Origin of the sequence: Pseudoflavonifractor sp. An85, assembly GCF_002161235.1 — a bacterium.
GTDB lineage: Bacteria > Bacillota > Clostridia > Oscillospirales > Oscillospiraceae > Enterenecus.
In genome coordinates this window covers 72,864-86,889 of sequence record NZ_NFHE01000004.1, presented here as the reverse complement: position 1 = coordinate 86,889, position 14,026 = coordinate 72,864, and the positions used below count along the sequence as shown (strand labels likewise).

Here is a 14,026-nt window from a genome sequence, read left to right as displayed (position 1 = left end):
TTTAGTGCCTAAGCGAATATGCTTCTACAATCATTTGCTCCACCTCTTGTATCTGATCCAGTAGCTGTGCTAGCCGCACGCCCTCTAGTTCTCCTCTTGCCTGCACCAGTTGGTCTAACAATACATTGTTCTGGCGCACCTCACGCAACAGGAGAGGAACATCCGCCGAAGGGCCTTCCTTTACCTCCGAGCCGTTTAGGACTTCCCGGCAATACGCCTCACGTGACATCCCCGTCTTTCGGACCTTCCTGTTCAGCTCCTCAAGCTCATCATCCAAAAATCTGATTTTGATTTCACAAATGCGCTTTTGGCTCCGCTTCATGTGACGCCCTCCTTTCTATCAGGGGTCTTAGGGGCATTGCCCCTAAAGTATTTTTGTGGGTGCGCCCCCAAAAAACTTGAATCGTGGGGACACGATTCGTTGCTTGCGGCGACAATGCCATCATTGTCGCCGAGGCCCCCGTCCCCCGTCTCTCGTCTCCCGTCCCCTCGTGGGGTTTCTCCCTGCCCCAGTCCCGACCATTGGTATTTCCATTCGAGATATGCCTCCTTATCCATTAATCCGCTGTCGTACATGGCCCTCATTTGCACCCACTCCTGGATACAGGCTCGTACCACTTCGACGCCCTCAAACTCTTCCATCCATAAGATACTCTCCATCAGATCAACCACAGTGGTTCCCACGCAACTGGTCAGCGTAGCAGAGCTGACCTCCAGTGCCTGCGCCATAGCCATAAGCGTTGGTTCCTTGGGAGTGCGTTCGGATGCCTCGTACTGCGACATACGGGTATATGGATGAGGCAATCCGATCTTCCGTCCCAACCCAGTCAGGGACATATTGCGGAATCTCCGTAATAAGCAAATACGCTTAGCCACCGACCTTGTGTTTGCCACGTTTTTTCCTCCCTCCACATATCCCTACAACAAAGAAAACGCCAGCCACACCACACATCACAACGGACATAATCTGAAGGCCACGCTCCTGCTCTGCCTGGATTTTTGATTCTACTACCCTGGTAGTAGTCACCGTCTGACCTGGCACTACTCCCTGTTTCTCCGGCTCCTCTACTCGCTGGCAGTACACCAAATACCGCCGTTTGCTTGTGAGATAGGGATGGCAGGTGAGCAAGGTCACCATGTCCTTCCCGGGCTGAATGGTCACGGCCTCCACCTCATCGGGCCAGATGATGGAGATCTTCGTTACCCGATAAGTCAGCGTCTCCCAGAGGTTGACCAGGTACACCAGGTCCCCCTCCTGGAGCACCTCAATATCCCGGAACAGGGCCATGTTGTTCCACCCCCGGTGCGCAGCAATCACGCAGTTGGTGGAGCTGCCACCGATGGGCATACTGGTCTGTCCCAGAACAACTGCACCGTTGTTCATGTTGGACTTGGATGCACCCAGATAAAGAGGGATGGCCACTTCCATGGCTGGGATTTCTACATATCCCACCACATCATCCGCTTCCAGGCCGTAGTCCTCCAAATTCAGCCCAGGCTCTTCATAGCTGTCCACACTGTCCAGTCCAGACTGATCCTGGGCCAGCTGGAGGTTGTACTCCGCCATGGCATCCTTCAGGTCTTGGTGGGCTTCCGGCACCTCCTGCTCCTGCTCCACTACGGCAATCTCTTCTTTCACCGTCTGCTCATACACGATGGGGGCAGCGATGGGCTGGCACAGAATCACCAACAGAACCAGGTCTGCAACCAGTGCAAGCAGCAACACCAGCCTCTTAGCCATTTTTGCCACCTCTCTTAATCCACCACATTCCCACCGGGACCGCCACCACCAGGATGGCAAGGTAGATTCCAACGCCAATGAAGATGGCGGTACGGTATTCGCCCCACCAGCTGCTCCCATGGCTTTTCTGCTCGCCAGCAGAAGCTGCTGTATCTTCCTCCGCTAACTCTGTTCGGGCACCACGGACCAGGAGGCGATGGGAGTTTATCCCGTAGGGAGTACAGGTAAGCAAGGTCACATAGTCCCCGTTGGGGGCAATCCCGATCTGGCTCACGTCATCGGGGAGCACCACGGAAATCTGATCCACCTCATAGGCCAGAGTTTCGTCCAGCACACGCAGGAAGAACACATCTCCTTGTGTGAGCTGATCCAGGTCGGAGAGGAGCCGGGATGAGGCCAGCCCGCTGTGACCAGCCAGAACTGCATGGCTGCCTTCTCCTCCCACCGGCAGGGAACTGCCCTCCACCACCCCCACACCAGCGGTGAGGGTGGTGGACTGAGTTCCGTAGTACACGGGGAGAATCACGTCGATGGCGGGAATCTCCAACGTGGCCAGCATCCCACCGCCGGTAGGGTCCAGGGCGGTGAGAATGTCCTTGTCTGGGGTTGGCGCACCAGAGACTGAGAATCCCGCAACCGAGCAACTCTGCTCCAGCAGCTCTCGGTTGTAGTCTCGGGCCAGCTCCAGGGCCACCTGGGTGTCCTGGTTGTCCAGCGCTTCCGCAGCTGCCTCATACTCCGTGATGACCTGAGAGCGCGTTTGCCCCGAAAGCCAGTTGCTGGCCATGGGATAGAAAATCATTCCCATGGCCAGCACGCAGCCCAGCCCCAATAGCAGGGGCGCTTTATTTTTGCATCTCATGCTTGCGCTTGAACAAGAGGATAATGCTCACGGTGAGCATCCCGCCAGCCAGCACAATGCCCAGCACCGTAGTCACCATAGTGCCAGTACCGCCCGTCTCAGGCATATCAAAGCCACGGGTGTTGAGGACGGTCAGGGGCACCAGGGCATTGCCGCTGTCTCCCATAGCCTCCATAGTGGCGGCATAACCGTCTACCTTGGCGGTAGCGGTGAGGGAACCTACCTGCACACCGGGGGTGTACTTGGTGTCAATATCCACGGTGATGACATCCTCCAACAGATTGTAGTTGGGGTCCGTCTGGGTCTCGGTGAGCTGGTAGGTGTCCTCCTCCAGGCCGCACAGGTACAGGTGGCCTGTCTCATCCGGGGTCATGCGGGTGGCCTCGTCAACGTTGGTGGTGGTGCCGGTGGCGTAGTACACGCCAGCCTTGGGAGTGGCATCTGCCACTACATAGTAGGTCCCGGTGGCGTTGGTCACGTTCTGGGCGATGAATTGGACGGCATCATAGTTGGTACCGCCAGCGGTGAACTTCTTGGTGAGGTGAATGCCATAGCTGTACACCGTTGCCTCATCACTGAGAGTGTCGATATAGCCCTTGCTGGTACGCTCCCAGGTGAGGGTGACGGTGTTGGGGTTGCCCTCGTCGCCCAGGATCATGTCCTCGGTGCTGTTGATTTTGGCGGTATAGTACACCACACAGGTCCAGTCGGAGTACCGACCTACCTGCTGGCTGTTGTCCACGGGGGTGTTAATGCGCTCCAGGCCCGCCTCGTTGAACTGGAGGGTCATGGTGGTGGAGCCATCGTCCAGGGTTCCGTATGTAACGTCGAAATAGGTCCCGATGCCGTACTCATTGCACTCCCAGATCTCCGCAGCGTTGGCACCCTGGGTGGCGGGAGTGTCCGGCATAGCGATGGTGTAGTCCTTCTGAGCCTCCTCGTAGCTCTCATACCAGCACACGATCACATCGTTCTGGTCGTACTCCAGACCAGGGGAGAGGATGTCTTCGAAGCGGTACTGGATGAGCTGGGTGGCATTGGAGGTGATGGTGGGCAGGGTGGACAGGTAGCGGTAACCCATCACATCTCCGGTGCTGCCAGTGGCCACATCCCGATAGCCCAGGGCGTCAATGTCACCAGAGAAGCTGACACCGTGAGCCAGATCGGACACCTCTTTCTCCAGGGTGGGATTTCCGGTCTCGTTCTTGGGGTAGACCGTGACATCATAGAACCATCCATCCCCGGTCTCCGTGTCCGTCATGGGCAGGGAGACCAGCCAGGGATTGACGGTGGAAGTGACGTTCTCCGGCACCTCTGTCTCCACCACCAGGTACAGGCCCAGGTCCAGGCCGTCCACAGAAGTGGTGCCGGTGATGTCATCGGTGAGGGCCATGGCAGTGCCGCTCTGGTTGGCCTCCGCCTCCAGAGCATCCTTGGTGGCTCGGCGGTTGGCGGTGAGCTGTTCCTCCAGGGCGTCGATCAGGGTGTCAGAGGTATACCAGGGGATACCATCCTCGGTTTTTACCACGTCCTCCTCCGTGAGGCCCAGGGTGTCCCGCACCGCCTCATTGTCCACGCCGTAGATAACCTGGATGGTGGCATTGGTGGCATCCTGGTCGGAGTACATGTCAATACCGCCCAGGCGCAGATAGGTAAATTCCACACCGCCCAGGGTGTAGTCCTGGAGCATGGTCTCAGCCTCGGTGTTTTCCTTGCCAGTGGAAACCAGACCGCTGGTGCTCACCCCCGCCTGGGTGGCAGCGGTGAGATCATACTTGGTGATGGTGAGACTGGCGGTCTTGTTGTAGTCGATGGTGGCATCCTCCGTGGTATAGGCCAGAGCCGTACCAGACAGTCCGAAAGCTGCACACAGGGACAGGGCGAGGCCCATACTGGCGATTTGCTTCATCTTGTTGCGTTTCATTTGTTGTCCTCCTCGTTTTTCTTTTGTTTTTTATGCACAGCCAGCCCAGTCACACACAGTGCAGCCAATGCCAGTCCGGCTCCAATCAGCCAAACGGCATAGCCTCCGGTGGCGGGCAGGCGATACACCAGGGTGTTTCGCAGGTCATAAGTGAGATGGTAGTAGTAGTTGGTCCCATTGCTGTAGTAGACCTCACCGCCACCGGAGTCCTTCTCTCCAGCCACCTCATAGGGCAAGGTGATAGTGACGGGATTGGGCAAAAGCTGATAGCCAGCTTCTGTTTGAATTTCACGCAGTGTGTAGGTGCCGTAGGGAATGTTCACCAGCTCCACTCGGCCCTGGGCGTCTGTGATCACCGTGTCCACACCCTGGGCCGGGACCCACTGGCCGTCCTGTACCAGCATGGCAGCATAGCTGCCATCTTCCTGCTGGCTCCAGGTCACTACGTTTCCCTGGGTATCCACCAGCTGGAGCTCCACGCCGGACAGGTCCTTATCTCCCTGGCCAGATTTGTGGATGGTCAAGTTGGCCAGCATCGGGCGATTGGTAAGCTGTGCGCCCCCATCCGGGGTGCTGGTCACGCCGTCATAGGTGGACACGCCAATAGCAGCGGAGGGGTAGACGGTGGTGGACTTGTAATCTGCCGGAGCCGCCACATTTACCGTAAAGGCCGGAATCAGAATGTGATACCCGTCCGGAGCCTGGATTTCTGTGACGGTGTAAGTACCGTAATAGAGACCGCTCATGGAGGCCATACCACTGGCGTCCGTGGTCATCTGCCCCACCACATCCCCCTTGTGGCATCGTGTGTAGGTAGTTCCGTTGAGGGTGTAGGTGATGTCCTGGGCGGCTGTTACCTCAAATACGGCCCCCTCCAGAGGAAAGCCAGCCAGATCATCCGTCTTTTCCAGTTTGATACCGCCGGTGGGAATTTCATTGCTGCAGGTGTAGGAATACTTGCCACCAGATGCATAAGTGAACTCCTGCGACTCCCAACCTGTGTTGACGACACCACTGGGCGCAGCTGTCTCCACCACCTTGTAGGTTTTCCCCACTTGCAACGTGTAGGAGTAGTAGCCCTGGTCGTTGGTGGGCAAGGTGTATTCGCCCGTTTTGCTCTCAACCAGGGTGGTGGCCTTGGTCCAGCTGTTTCCGTCCTTCACCATAAGGTCAAAGACAGCGCCGGACAGCTTGACCACCTTTCCGGTGTGATCTGTAGTCTGTTTGACCACCTTTACCTCACCCATAGGTTCCGTTTTAAGTTTCACAAAAAATTTCACAGGGTCTTCTACGCCCGTGGCCAGAGTCTGATCCTTACCGTTAGACCAGATCAGGAAGTTACCCGTTCCTCTCGGCACTTGTTTCTGCACTGTCAGTGTTACCGGATTAGTAATGACTTGACTGGTAGAAAACGTGTACTGATTGCCATTGCGGCTGACTGTGATACCGCTGGTAGCCGGAAATTTCAGATCGCATCCGGTGTTGTTGGTGTCTGTGAGTGTGACGGAATACTTTCCTGTTTGCGGGTTGTATTTCATGGTCTGCACAGGAGCAGCGCTAGTGGTGCCCCCAGAAAAGCTAGGTCTGGTATTGTGCTTTTGCATCTGACTCAAAATCCAGTTATAGCAGTTCTTGGCAGGATATCCGTTGATCCACTTGACATAGTTGTCCGCATAGATGGTCTGCCCACCATAGCTGAGATTCTGAATTTTAGTGGGACTTGTGCGGATTCCACTTTGAAACTCCCAAATGATTATCTGTGTTGCAAACGCAAAATCATCCGCATTGAAATTACAACCTATTTGCGATGTGGTTGGAAGCGCAGCAGATTGGTTATATCCATACAGCATCGCCAACATAATGTTGTTCGGGGCAGCCGGAACATGCATTTGAAGCAAAGCAATATAATCTGACACTCCCGGGAGACTTGACACATAATTCCCGCCATTAAATGCCTGTCCAGACTCTATACAGTAGGCAAACATATTCCCCACATAGTATTTCACTTCTGTACGGCCTTCGGGTTTGATGTTGTTGATGATCTTCTTGGTACCGTCACTGTAATACCGCATGAAGCGATACTGCATCATGGCATATTTGTGACCGGTTACCGAGGTGTATGGGCCTCCCTCTTTGGTATTCACTGTTTGCCCAGGAGAAAAGTCTGCCAGGACCGCCGCATCGGAAAGCCCACTGATTTCGGCAACTGTTTCATCTTCAGCAGCCGAGCTGTTGGGAACAGCTGCCCCCAGCAAAACCACCAGGCATAGACATCCGCTCAGTAGCGCAGCTAGCACTCGTTTGATGAATTTCATCTCGTCTCAATTCCTTTCTTAAGATTTTTATATATAAAAAAGCTCTCTGTCGTGAAACAGAGAGCTTTGTAAAAGCTATTAAGTTGTCAGTACATGATGTAAACCTTACAGTTTCCACCGCCGAGGTCTTGGATATAGATGATGAAATAATCAATCTTCCCACCTCCAGTATCTTCAACGTATTGGGGCAAATAAGAGATTTGGTTTTTCAGTCCAATTTCCAGAAAATTCGGATTACTGGAGGACGTAATCGTTGTTGGGGTAGCCCAGGAAGAATTGTCGGGCGTTTTGACAACACCATCATCCACCGCCAAGTGGCGCAGTCCCAAACTCTGCCCGTATGCCACCAGCTCGGCATAGATGGCATCTCGATCCGACTTACTGATGGGCCACTGCCAAATGGATTTTTGCGGGGTGGGCGTGGGCTTGGGCGTAGGAGCCGGAGTGGGCTTGGGAGTAGGTTTTGGCGTGGGGACCGGAGTGGGCTTGGGAGTAGGTTTTGGCTTTGTAGTGGGCTTTGGAGTTGCCACCGGCTTGGAAGAGCTGCCGCCCGAAGAACCACTACTACCACCAGAAGAGCTACCACCCGTGGAGGGCTTGCTGGAGGAGCTGCTGCCGCTGCTGCCCGTGGAGGGCTTGCTGGAGGAGCTGCCGCCGCTACTGCCCGTGGAGGGCTTGCTGGAGGAGCTGCTGCCGCTGCTGCCCGTGGAGGGCTTACTGGATGAGCTGCCGCTACTGCCGGTGGAGGGCTTGCTGGAAGAGCTACCGTTGCTACCCGAGGAGGGCTTGCTGGAAGAGTTGCTGCCGGAGACGCTGCTGGTTGGATCTGCATCCTTGTCCGGTTTTTCGGACTCTTTTACGTTGGAGGATGGCTTGCCGTCTGCGTCCACGACTCCAACACTGGAGGAGGGGTCAGGGGTGTCTGCCACATGCCCTGCGCTACATGCCGTAAGCAGCATGGCCAACGTCAGAGCGGCTACCAATACTGTTTTTTTCATTCATCTCACCTCTCGTTTTTCTTTGTCGAAATTATATCAACTGACCAGATTATGGTCAACTGCATCTATCGTGCTGTACTTGGCTCATCAGATGGGCCTCCATCGTTGTGGGAGCATTAAACAAGACTGTCAGCAAGTACTGCTTGGCATTTCGCACCTGGGTTGTGTTCTGGCTCATGCAATCCAGCACATACTGGATATGAGACATGTTCAGGCCCAGCAGACGATCCCGCACCATACGGTAGGGAAAGTCTGTGCCGGAGATTCGCACCGTAGCTCGTGGGATGGCCACCACCTCGGCCAATAGCTCCACGATTTCATCCAGCAGGTCCTGGGAAAAGCCGTAATCCGGTAGCACCGAATATCCGATGCGATCTTGGATCAACGCACGAGCATTCTCTATGTCCATCTGGCTCATCCCTTCGCTTCCCTTCGTTTCCATCCTACCGCCAGGTGGAGGAGGAGAAGGAAGAGAAGGATTAGAGTAAGTATTTGATAGATTAGTATTTAATATATTAGTATTTAATTGCGTTGGATTTCCCGTCAACGTCTTTTCCGTTGTCGGATTTTCCGACAACGGACACCCCGACGACGGCCCCACTGGAAAGTCTGTGGGCGTCTCACGGATGATGTACTCGTTGGAGCTAAATCTGCCGCTGGCATCCGTCGTTTGTCGGCGGTGCAGATAGCCATACTTCTCCAGCTCCTGGAGCGCCGTGCGAATGGCATCTTTGCTCTCTCGGTTGATGTGGCATAGACCCGCCAAGGTATAGTCCCAGTTGTCAGGCAGGGATAGCATCTGAGACAGCAGCCCCTTGGCCTTTAGGGACAATCGCTTGTCCTTCAGGTGATAATTACTCATCACGGTATAATCTTTGGTACGCTCAATGCGAAAAACAGCCATAACCTCTCCTCCTCTGTCAAGGATACGTCAAGAGCAATTCCCATCCTTGCGATTTTCGGCAAAGGCTACACCACCTTTGAACCCTTCCGCAAATCCTGTGGTCCATATCTCAAAAGTATTGGGTAGGTTTTCCCCTACTTGGTAGCCCAGCAGCTCCCATGGCCTTACATCAAGCACAGCTGCAATTTGCTCCAGGCTGGAGACCGTCAAATCAATTTCGCCCAACTCATATTTTTGCAAAGTTCGTACGGTCTTTCCAAGGGCTTCGGCTACCTGGACCAGGGAGATCTTCTTGCTTTGGCGCACTTGCCGGATGATTGCTCCTATCTCTGCACTTCGTGTCCCTCTTTGATCCCTCATTACCTATCACTCCTATTTCTCTGGGCCTCGTTGCTGCTTATGCTGTTGCTTACGCTGCCACTGTTCCAGGAGGTGGATGATGGTCGCCCGCATCCGGCTTACCGAATAGGTTTGGGGAAAATACTGCTTATACGGTTCCACATCAGTGGTGGGCGGAAGCGTACCATTCAACTGATTGGCCTCTGTGAGCCATTTCCGACACCTTTTGATTTCCTCTTCAGGAATATCATCAGCATGACTCCAGCCTCTCAGATAATCCTCCACTACCATTTGACAGTACAGCTTCTCGCCGGGACAATCTGCGATTTCATCCGCAAATTCTTCTGGATGTTCCAAGCTCAGCTTCCAGTCATCGTATTGGGTAAGGAATTCACCTACTGCCGCATTCACATCAGGATCAGAGTTTGCGAGATGAGCAAGTAGGCTATCATCCTCCCAATATCCATAACGGCGGTTCAGCCACAACTCTGCGAATTCTCGTTCGTCCGACCCATTGGTTTGGGAGCCACAAATCAAGTCGCCGACAAAACCGGACAATAGTTCACTTACTGTCTTCCCATGGTTCGCTGCAATCGCCGATAATTTTTCGGCATCTTCATCACTCATCTGGATGCCCACTGTTCTTTCCGAAACCTCAAATGACATATTTGTACCTCCTATCTCCCCTGGTCCCGCTGTTGTTTGTCTCGTTGTTTCCGCTGCCATTGCTCCAGCAGCGAAATGATGGTTGCCTCAATTCTGGCTGGCGTGTAATTTTTGGGAAAATACTTGCGCAGCGTGTCAGCGCCCAGCGTCACCTTTTCCATATCGCTTTTCTTCTCCTCACTGAGAATGGCACACATGACCTCCGGGGTACAGCGTCCATCCTGGCTGAACTTCTTCAACCGCTGTGCTTGGGAAAGGGAAGGGGTAGCTTGTTCGCTGGTCATAGCGTCCAGGAGCTGCTCCTGCTCCTCTGTTTTGAGGAAGGACAACTCATAGGCCGGGTTAAAGGCGATTTTCTTCTCGTCCACCATGTCCAATAGCTGGGGGATTAGCTCGGTCAAGCGGATATAGCGTTGAACCTGCCTACCACTATCACCAGCTTGTTCACCTACCACATCAGCCATCTCCAACTTCCCGACAACTCGTCGGGAAGTTAAGTCCGTTCTCTGCCCTTGATGCTTTACAGCCTCCAGCTTCATCTTATACGCAAACGCTCTCTCACTGGGCAACAGCGTCTCCCGCTGGAGATTGGAGTCCACCATGATAATGGTAGCCTCATCATCATCCAGGTCACGGACAATAACTGGCAAGGTCTCCATCCCAGCCAACTGGCTGGCCCGGTGCCGTCGGTGTCCAGACACAATTTCATAGCCGCCCTCCGGGTCCGGTCGGGCAATCGCCGGAACCAAGACACCATACTGCTTGACGCTCTCCACTGTCTCCGCCATTTTCTCGTCATCCAGTACCTTGAACGGATGTCCCTTAAAGGTGTGAAGGTCAGAGAGTGGAATCTCCATCACCTTTTCGCGTTTGGCATCATCCCGGCTCTCCTGGGTAGAGAAGATTTCATCGAACGAGGCCAGAACGAATTTTTTCTCGTTGTCTTTCAAGCCGAGACACCTCCTTAGTCAGATTACGATACCCTTCAGCTACCTTTCCCTCCGGCTCATGGGCAAATATGCTTTTGCCCTTTTTACTGCTTTCCTTTGCACGGACTGAATATGGAATCACACTGTCAAAAACCTTTATCTTGCTCCCGTATGTCTCACGGATCAGAGACGATACTTCCTTTGCTAAATTCGTACGGCTGTCCACCATGGTGAGCAAAATACCGTCTATGCCCAACTTTGGGTTGATCTGCCGCTTGACCTTATTCACTGTCTTGAGCAGTTCCTCTAGACCCTTGGCCGGTAAGTACTCGGGCTGAACCGGAATGATGATGCGGTCCGCTGCGGCCAGAGCGTTGATGGTAAGCATCCCCAGGGAGGGCTGGCAATCTATGAGAATGTGGGAATACTTCCCCCTCATGGTATCCAGGTACTGCCGCAATATGGTCTCTCGGCTCATGGCGTTGACAAGAGACACCTCCATGCCGGATAATCTGATATCGGCGGGCATCAAATCTACGCCCTCCGGATGGGTTAATACCCCTTCTCTGCCTCCCAGTGGTTCGTCCATGAGGATTCGGCTCATGGCGTCGGTCAACGTAAAGGACAGCTTGTCCGGCTGGTGATATCCCAAGCTGACAGACAGGCTCCCCTGCGGATCGCAGTCCACCAGGAGCACCTCTTTCCCGGCCTGTGCCAATCCAATCCCCAGGTTGGCGCAGGTCGTTGTCTTTCCCACACCGCCCTTCTGATTGACCACTGCTATGACTTCTGTGTTCATTAAATCACCTCGTTACATTTTTAGCATAAAAAATGCCCAGAAACTTTAAAAGTCTCTAGGCATTATGCGGGCACCATAAAATTGGCATTATAAATGATGTCTAAATGTCGATTATACGAGTCAGAACGGATATTTCCTGAGAAAAGTGCTTTGTCCTTTGGAGTACATGTTAAAAAAATACTACACACAGTCGGGCGACCAGGACGATTTGATCTCCATCGGCACCATCGGCCTCATCAAAGGGGTGTCCACCTTCAAGGGGGACAAAAATGTGCGCCTGGCCACCTATGCCAGCCGGTGCATCGAAAACGAAATTCTCATGTACTTCCGCTCCCAGCGGAAAACCCAGGGGGAGCTGTCCCTGTCCGAGAGCCTGGACGGAGACCCGGAGGGCAATTCCCTGTCCCTCATGGACGTGGTGTGCGTAGACGACACCATGCTGGACGATCTGGACTTGCGGGACTCCTGCCTGCGGGTACGGGAGTGCGTGGACACCTGCCTCACCCCCCGGGAGGCCCACATCATCAAGCTGCGCTATGGTCTCAACCAAAAAGCTCCTCTCACCCAGCGGGAGATTGCCACCTTGTGTGGCATCAGCCGCTCTTACGTCTCCCGCATCGAAAAAAAAGCCCTGGAAAAGCTGCGCCAAGCTTATGAAAGCCATTGAGCGCGCAAAAAAGCGCATGTCTCAGAGTGAGACATGCGCTTTTTTGTATCTTTCGTTATCGCCGGGTTTTCAACCGGGCCATGGCGCGGGCCAGAGCGGCCTTGGAGTGATAGTACTCCTGGATGCTCTGCTTCTGGCGCAGACGCTCCTCGGCGCGCAACTTGGCGGCCTCGGCACGCTTGCGGTCAATTTCCTCGGGGTGCTCGGCAAAGCCCACCAGCAAAATGACGTAGTCGGGCTTAATCTCCGCAAAGCCTGCGCCCACAGCGGCAGGCTCCCACACGTCGTCCACCTTGTAGCGCAGTTCACCCGGCTCAATGGCGGTCACGGTGGGGGCGTGACCGGCATACACACCCATCTGGCCGTCCACGGCGGGGAAGATCAGGGCCTGAGCGGGGCCAATGTAAAACTGCCGCTCGGGGGTGATGATCTCCAGGTAAAAGGTATTGGCGTCTGCCATTATACCGCCCCCATCTTCTTGGCCTTGGCCACAACCTCATCCACGTTGCCCACGTTGCTGAAGGCAACCTCGGGGTACTTATCCAGCTCGCCGCCCAAAATCACCTCGAAGGAACGCAGGGTGTCCTCCAGCTTCACATAGCGGCCCTCCAGGCCGGTGAACTGCTCGGCCACGGAGAAGGGCTGGGAGAAGAACTGCTGAATGCGGCGGGCACGCTCCACGGTGCGGCGGTCGTCCTCGCTGAGCTCTTCCATACCCAGAATGGCGATGATGTCCTGCAGCTCCCGGTAGCGCTGCAGCAGCTCCTGGGTGCCACGGGCGATCTTGTAGTGGCGCTCGCCCACCACGTCGGGCTCCAGGATGCGGGAGGTGGACTCCAGAGGATCCACAGCGGGATAAATGCCCTGCTCCACGATCTTACGGGACAGCACGGTGGTGGCGTCCAGGTGGGCGAAGGTGGTGGCGGGGGCGGGGTCTGTGAGGTCGTCGGCGGGGACGTAGACGGCCTGTACAGAGGTGATGGAGCCGTTTTTGGTGGAAGTAATGCGCTCTTGCAGGGCGCCCAGTTCGTTAGCCAGGGTGGGCTGATAGCCCACGGCGGAGGGCATACGGCCCATCAGAGCGGACACCTCAGAACCGGCCTGGATGTAGCGGAAGATGTTGTCGATGAACAGCAGCACGTTCTGCTTCTCCTGGTCGCGGAAGTACTCGGCCATGGTCAGGCCGGTGAGGGCCACGCGCATACGGGCTCCGGGGGGCTCGTTCATCTGACCGAAGACCAGGGCAGTCTTCTCGATGACGCCGGAGTCGGTCATGTCCCGCCACAGGTCGTTGCCCTCACGGGTACGCTCACCCACACCGGTGAAGATGGAGTAGCCGCCGTGCTCGGTGGCGATGTTGTGAATGAGCTCCTGGATCAGAACGGTCTTGCCCACGCCGGCGCCGCCGAACAGGCCGATCTTACCGCCCTTGGCGTAGGGGGCCAGCAGGTCGATGACCTTGATGCCGGTCTCAAACACTTCCACCACGGGGCGCTGCTGCTCAAAGGCGGGGGGCTGACGGTGGATGGACCAGGTCTCCTGGGTATCCACAGGGCCCTTCTCGTCGATGGTATCGCCCAGGACGTTGAACATACGTCCCAGCACACCCTTGCCCACAGGCACCGAAATGGGGGCGCCGGTGGCGGTCACTTCCATGCCCCGGCCCAGACCTTCGCTGGGGGAGAGCATGATGCACCGCACGGTGTCGCCGCCCATGTGCTGGGCCACCTCCATGACCTGACGCTTCCCGTCCAGCTCCACCTCAAGGGCTTCCTTGATCTCGGGCAGGACGCCGCTTTCAAAGGCCACGTCTACCACAGGTCCCATGACCTGTACAATTGTTCCTTTATGTTCCTTCATATCGTATCACCTTTCGGGTGTC

The 14,026-nt window shown here is 55.2% G+C and carries 15 protein-coding genes; 1 reads left to right on the top strand and 14 read right to left on the bottom strand.

The annotated features are described in order from the left end of the window. Position 1 precedes the first annotated feature (1 nt). The 12 genes from B5G37_RS03440 to B5G37_RS03385 form a co-directional block, all read right to left on the bottom strand. The gene (locus tag B5G37_RS03440) at positions 2-322 is read right to left on the bottom strand and encodes a hypothetical protein (RefSeq protein ID WP_087253930.1); all 321 of its coding nucleotides are present in this window, start codon (positions 320-322) and stop codon (positions 2-4) included. Next, complete coding sequence (locus B5G37_RS03435; protein ID WP_143482865.1) at positions 319-735, bottom strand: hypothetical protein; 417 nt, start codon at positions 733-735, stop codon at positions 319-321. The genes B5G37_RS03440 and B5G37_RS03435 overlap by 4 nt, the downstream gene beginning before the upstream one ends. Positions 736-868: 133 nt before the next feature. Next, entirely contained in the window at positions 869-1,741 is an 873-nt protein-coding gene (locus B5G37_RS03430) for a class C sortase (protein WP_158099338.1), read from the bottom strand. Then, positions 1,734-2,603, bottom strand: coding sequence for a class C sortase (locus B5G37_RS03425; RefSeq protein WP_087253920.1), 870 nt, complete (start codon positions 2,601-2,603; stop codon positions 1,734-1,736). Before B5G37_RS03425 ends, B5G37_RS03430 begins: the two co-directional genes overlap by 8 nt. Further along, entirely contained in the window at positions 2,587-4,527 is a 1,941-nt protein-coding gene (locus B5G37_RS03420; protein ID WP_087253916.1) for a SpaH/EbpB family LPXTG-anchored major pilin, read from the bottom strand. Before B5G37_RS03420 ends, B5G37_RS03425 begins: the two co-directional genes overlap by 17 nt. Continuing rightward, complete coding sequence (locus B5G37_RS03415) at positions 4,524-6,065, bottom strand: SpaA isopeptide-forming pilin-related protein (RefSeq protein ID WP_143482864.1); 1,542 nt, start codon at positions 6,063-6,065, stop codon at positions 4,524-4,526. Before B5G37_RS03415 ends, B5G37_RS03420 begins: the two co-directional genes overlap by 4 nt. An 863-nt stretch (positions 6,066-6,928) precedes the next feature. After that, positions 6,929-7,840, bottom strand: a complete 912-nt coding sequence (locus tag B5G37_RS15515; RefSeq protein WP_087253911.1) for a hypothetical protein — start codon at positions 7,838-7,840, stop codon at positions 6,929-6,931. A gap of 55 nt (positions 7,841-7,895) precedes the next feature. Then, entirely contained in the window at positions 7,896-8,744 is an 849-nt protein-coding gene (locus tag B5G37_RS03405) for a DUF6017 domain-containing protein (protein ID WP_087253908.1), read from the bottom strand. Positions 8,745-8,771: 27 nt separating this feature from the next. Further along, positions 8,772-9,104, bottom strand: a complete 333-nt coding sequence (locus B5G37_RS03400) for a helix-turn-helix transcriptional regulator (protein WP_087253905.1) — start codon at positions 9,102-9,104, stop codon at positions 8,772-8,774. A gap of 12 nt (positions 9,105-9,116) precedes the next feature. Then, entirely contained in the window at positions 9,117-9,749 is a 633-nt protein-coding gene (locus tag B5G37_RS03395; RefSeq protein ID WP_087253902.1) for a hypothetical protein, read from the bottom strand. Positions 9,750-9,760: 11 nt separating this feature from the next. Then, positions 9,761-10,699, bottom strand: coding sequence for a ParB/RepB/Spo0J family partition protein (locus tag B5G37_RS03390; RefSeq protein WP_087253899.1), 939 nt, complete (start codon positions 10,697-10,699; stop codon positions 9,761-9,763). Continuing rightward, positions 10,656-11,477 (bottom strand): ParA family protein, encoded by an 822-nt coding sequence (locus B5G37_RS03385; RefSeq protein ID WP_087253896.1) that lies wholly within the window; start codon positions 11,475-11,477, stop codon positions 10,656-10,658. Before B5G37_RS03385 ends, B5G37_RS03390 begins: the two co-directional genes overlap by 44 nt. A gap of 166 nt (positions 11,478-11,643) precedes the next feature. Between B5G37_RS03385 and B5G37_RS03380 the strand changes: the two genes are divergently transcribed. Beyond that, on the top strand, positions 11,644-12,144 hold the full coding sequence (locus B5G37_RS03380; RefSeq protein WP_087253893.1) for a sigma-70 family RNA polymerase sigma factor: 501 nt from the start codon (positions 11,644-11,646) through the stop codon (positions 12,142-12,144). 55 nt (positions 12,145-12,199) lie between these two features. Here the strand turns inward: B5G37_RS03380 and atpC are convergent, their stop codons facing one another. After that, positions 12,200-12,604 carry an ATP synthase F1 subunit epsilon gene (gene atpC, locus B5G37_RS03375; RefSeq protein WP_087253890.1) on the bottom strand — a complete coding sequence of 135 codons (405 nt, stop codon included), beginning with the start codon at positions 12,602-12,604 and terminating at the stop codon, positions 12,200-12,202. Beyond that, positions 12,604-14,004, bottom strand: a complete 1,401-nt coding sequence (gene atpD / locus B5G37_RS03370; protein WP_087253886.1) for a F0F1 ATP synthase subunit beta — start codon at positions 14,002-14,004, stop codon at positions 12,604-12,606. Before atpD ends, atpC begins: the two co-directional genes overlap by 1 nt. Between the last annotated feature and the right edge of the window lie 22 nt (positions 14,005-14,026).

Excerpts from the sequence above, each read along its gene's own strand:
- atpD (WP_087253886.1), bottom strand. The coding sequence starts at position 14,004 with ATGAAGGAACATAAAGGAACAATTGTACAGGTCATGGGACCTGTGGTA.
- B5G37_RS03435 (WP_143482865.1), bottom strand. The coding sequence starts at position 735 with ATGGCTATGGCGCAGGCACTGGAGGTCAGCTCTGCTACGCTGACCAGT.
- B5G37_RS03405 (WP_087253908.1), bottom strand. The coding sequence starts at position 8,744 with ATGGCTGTTTTTCGCATTGAGCGTACCAAAGATTATACCGTGATGAGT.
- B5G37_RS03425 (WP_087253920.1), bottom strand. The coding sequence starts at position 2,603 with ATGAGATGCAAAAATAAAGCGCCCCTGCTATTGGGGCTGGGCTGCGTG.
- B5G37_RS03385 (WP_087253896.1), bottom strand. The coding sequence starts at position 11,477 with ATGAACACAGAAGTCATAGCAGTGGTCAATCAGAAGGGCGGTGTGGGA.
- B5G37_RS03395 (WP_087253902.1), bottom strand. The coding sequence starts at position 9,749 with ATGTCATTTGAGGTTTCGGAAAGAACAGTGGGCATCCAGATGAGTGAT.
- B5G37_RS03420 (WP_087253916.1), bottom strand. The coding sequence starts at position 4,527 with ATGAAACGCAACAAGATGAAGCAAATCGCCAGTATGGGCCTCGCCCTG.
- B5G37_RS03440 (WP_087253930.1), bottom strand. The coding sequence starts at position 322 with ATGAAGCGGAGCCAAAAGCGCATTTGTGAAATCAAAATCAGATTTTTG.
- B5G37_RS03415 (WP_143482864.1), bottom strand. The coding sequence starts at position 6,065 with ATGAAATACAACCCGCAAACAGGAAAGTATTCCGTCACACTCACAGAC.
- atpC (WP_087253890.1), bottom strand. The coding sequence starts at position 12,604 with ATGGCAGACGCCAATACCTTTTACCTGGAGATCATCACCCCCGAGCGG.
- B5G37_RS03430 (WP_158099338.1), bottom strand. The coding sequence starts at position 1,741 with ATGGCTAAGAGGCTGGTGTTGCTGCTTGCACTGGTTGCAGACCTGGTT.
- B5G37_RS03400 (WP_087253905.1), bottom strand. The coding sequence starts at position 9,104 with ATGAGGGATCAAAGAGGGACACGAAGTGCAGAGATAGGAGCAATCATC.
- B5G37_RS03380 (WP_087253893.1), top strand. The coding sequence starts at position 11,644 with ATGTTAAAAAAATACTACACACAGTCGGGCGACCAGGACGATTTGATC.
- B5G37_RS15515 (WP_087253911.1), bottom strand. The coding sequence starts at position 7,840 with ATGAAAAAAACAGTATTGGTAGCCGCTCTGACGTTGGCCATGCTGCTT.